The sequence below is a fragment of the Microcystis sp. M049S2 genome (assembly GCF_020245625.1).
In the GTDB taxonomy this organism is placed as follows: domain Bacteria; phylum Cyanobacteriota; class Cyanobacteriia; order Cyanobacteriales; family Microcystaceae; genus Microcystis; species Microcystis ichthyoblabe_A.
In genome coordinates, this window is sequence record NZ_JADBUN010000253.1 from 1 (window position 1) to 3274 (window position 3274).

3 protein-coding genes and 1 pseudogene are annotated in these 3274 nt (G+C 43.3%); 3 read left to right on the forward strand and 1 reads right to left on the reverse strand.

Annotated features, from left to right (window positions below):
* Window positions 1-197 precede the first annotated feature (197 nt).
* From IM496_RS19780 to IM496_RS19790, 3 genes are all read left to right on the forward strand, one after another.
* A complete protein-coding gene (locus IM496_RS19780) occupies window positions 198-578 on the forward strand; it encodes a DUF7980 family protein (protein WP_194014170.1) in 381 nt (126 codons plus the stop codon).
* Complete coding sequence (locus tag IM496_RS19785; RefSeq protein WP_287663011.1) at window positions 575-1243, forward strand: phosphatase PAP2 family protein; 669 nt, start codon at window positions 575-577, stop codon at window positions 1241-1243. Before IM496_RS19780 ends, IM496_RS19785 begins: the two co-directional genes overlap by 4 nt.
* 111 nt (window positions 1244-1354) lie before the next feature.
* Entirely contained in the window at window positions 1355-2353 is a 999-nt protein-coding gene (locus tag IM496_RS19790; RefSeq protein WP_194014166.1) for a sulfurtransferase, read from the forward strand.
* A 403-nt stretch (window positions 2354-2756) separates the two neighbouring features.
* Here the strand turns inward: IM496_RS19790 and IM496_RS19795 are convergent.
* A pseudogene (locus IM496_RS19795) lies at window positions 2757-3134 on the reverse strand (bilin-binding protein); the annotation flags it as partial.
* Window positions 3135-3274 lie beyond the last annotated feature (140 nt).

The following is a 3274-nucleotide window of genomic DNA, read 5'->3' on the forward strand; positions in this document are numbered from 1 at the left end:
CGACCATTGGAGGGATCGGGGGTAAAATTCAGGTACTTTTTCCCTGAAAATTAGGTAACTGACTACCTCAAAATCGGTAAAACCCTACACCCCACACCCCACACCCCACACCCTGCCCCCACCAACAAACTTTTTCAGCAAACCCTAGATAGCTGATGGCAAAAAAACAAACCTAATAGTTAGTAACTAAAAAAAAGATGTATCTACTTGACAAAATAAAAAACGGAAGCTTGGTATTGATTGGTTACTTATTATCGCCCCTGTGTTGGTGGAACGATCTAATTTTTAATCTGCCGATCGCCTACGGTTTCGGTCGTTTAATTGCTTGCTTACACGCCGATTTTTTTCTCCCCGCAGCCGTGGTTGGTTATTGGTTATCTAATCTTGTGGGAATCCTACTGATGCAATTCGGAACGAAAGAATTAATCGGTGGAGAGAAAAAAGAACGCAATTGGCCAAAAGAATTAAGAAATGGATTACTTTCCTCGACTGCCTATACATTAGTTATTCTGGTCTTAATTCATTTTCAGGTATTAGAAATGCCCCTGTTATCCTCGATCGCCACTTTTTCCCCGTGATTCCCAAAACCTACTTAAACAATAGCTTATTTTTCTTAGCCATCTTGTTAACATCGCTAAGTTTTACGGATTTAGCGATCGCTATTGACCAGCATCCCCAAGGATTTGCTTGGGAAAAATCGCTGCTGCTATCTATTCATCAAACTGCTAATTTAAACCTAAACTTTTTGGCCATAAAACTAACGGGATTAGGCACTTATTGGGGAGTGGCTCCGATACTAACAATTTCACTGCTGATTTTTGCCCTAAAAAAATACTGGTATGGGTTCGCTTATCTCCTTGTGACCATGGCGGGAGGTTGGGCAATTAGTTATAATCTCAAGATTCTTTTTCATCGAAACCGCCCGCAATTTTGGCAGTTATTTTATCCCTTACCCGATGATTTTGCCTTCCCTAGCGGTCATGCTTTATTTAGTTCCCTATTAGTGGTTTCTTTACTGATCCTATCTTGGAGAAAGCGCTGGTTTTTAGGGGTAGTTTTACTGGGGATACCCTTCCTCTTAGTTATTGCTTGGACCCGTCTTTATTTAGGAGTTCACTTTCCTAGCGATATCCTTGCCTCTTGGCTTTTAGCGATCGCTTGGTCCCTCCTAGTTCATCTCTGGTGGCAACAGTTATTAGAGACACCCAAGGCGATCAACACCCAAGAGGAAACTAATAATTAGTTGATCGACTTGCTGCCCAAAAAAAATATCACGTTATACCTAAATTTTTGGAGAAAGCTAATCAAAGCCCTATAGTAATTATCGTTTGATATTCGTCGCTGACACTGAATCATGAAACCAAAACTGCGTCAAGGGAAGGGTCTATCCCTGGGACGGTTTCAAAGCCGTCCCCTTACTTTTTTCACTTTAGTTCTCCTCTGCATTTTAACCTTTACCTTAGCCCCGTCATCGCCCCTGATGGCCACGTCTAAATCTGAGACTAAGATAGACTTTGTATCGCCGGTTTGGGTAGCACAAAATCTCAACGATCCGAAGTTAAAAATTCTCGATGTGCGGATTAATCCTTTGGAATATATCACCGGTCATTTACCGAAAGCGGTGAATATAGCCGATAATAATTTTCGTGGTCCAAACGGATTTTTGCCGGTTCAATATTGGCAAGAGGATAAAATTGGCAGTCTCTTTGCCGCCGCGGGAATCACTAATGGCGATCGAGTGGTAGTATATTCCGATGGTCGCGATGTCTTGGGGGCAACCATGGTCGCCTATTTACTAGAGCGATCGGGTTTCCGAGATGTGGCGGTCTTAGATGGCGGGTTTAAGGGTTATAAGGGTTCTGAACAAAAGGTAACTAAAGAATTCCCTAAATATCAACCCGGGAGCTTTACTGTCCGTGATAATCCCTCGATTCGGGTAACTTTAGCAGAAGTAGAGAAATTGATCGGCAAACCCGATGTGGTTTTTATCGATCCTAGACCGGAAGAACTTTTTCAGGGGAAACAGGATATCTGGCTGAGAAATGGTCATATTCCGGGGGCGAAAAATATACCCTGGCCGACCTTTACGGAAGCGAATAATCCCGATGAATCTCTGAAAAATCCCCATAAATTGAAATCTTTAGACGAAATCAGGAAGATTCTTGCCCAACGCAACATCAAGCCCTCGGATAATATTATCGTCAGTTGCAGTACTGGACGGGAAGCAACTTTACAGTATATCGTCCTCAAACATCTGCTCGGTTATCCCAAGGTGCGAATTTACGAGGGTTCTTGGACAGAGTACAGTACCACAGATCTGCCCGTCGCTACTGGGCCAGAAAAAGCGGTCTAAAGTCAAGTTTGTCGGTTTATACTCGTTGTGTTTAACCATCTTGCCCAAGATGGTTTTTTTGTTAGGGTAGGTTCCCGAGGACGACTAAGTTAGGGTTTGCTGAATAAATCTAAAAATCTTGTTGGATAAGGTTTTTAGACTTTTTTTCTCTCAAAAATTGCCGACCATTGGAGTGATTGGGGGGAAAATTCAGGTACTTTTTCCCTGAAAATTAGGTAGTTGACCACCTGAAAATCGATAAAACCCCACTTCCCCACACCCCACACCCCACACCCCACACCCTGCCACCACCGAAAAACTTTTTCAGCAAGCCCTAAGTTAGACGGACGCAAAAAAACCTCGGCGCTCATCCCGAGGTGAATTTAGGAGATTTGAGCTTATGTTGACGTGAAGTTGACGTAAATTAGCTAAGGGCGTTGATCACATAATCGATATAGGAATTAGCTTCTACAGCAGCATCCCCACTTAATCCGTGATTGGTTTTGATGTATTTTAAGGCTTCGATATACCAGCTAGGAGATAGTTCAAAGGCACTATTAATTTCACTCAAACCGGCGACTAGATATTCATCGATCGGGCCTGTACCGCCTACCACGAGGGCATAGGTGATAATTCGGATATAGTAGCCGATATCGCGAACGCACTTGGATTTCCCCCGCTCATCGTAGGCATAGTTCGGCCCCTGGAGTTGGGTGGTGTAGGGAAATTTTTGATAGACAGCGTTGGCTGCTTCTTGGGCTAAACTGGGGGCCTTTTGGGCGAGGATTTTTACCGCTTCTAGCCTGCATTATTCATGAGAGTAGGGTAAAAAACCCTGAAACCACTACCAGATATAAGTTACAGCGACTTGATCTCAACAACAGTCTGTTTTGTCTCTCCGTCACTGGGCTTTCAGGAGAGAAAATAATGGTTAAAAAAGCA

What these genes read in the sequence shown, in the direction of transcription:
- IM496_RS19780 (WP_194014170.1), top strand. Translation starts at nt 198, where the DNA reads ATGTATCTACTTGACAAAATAAAAAACGGAAGCTTGGTATTGATTGGT.
- IM496_RS19790 (WP_194014166.1), top strand. Translation starts at nt 1,355, where the DNA reads ATGAAACCAAAACTGCGTCAAGGGAAGGGTCTATCCCTGGGACGGTTT.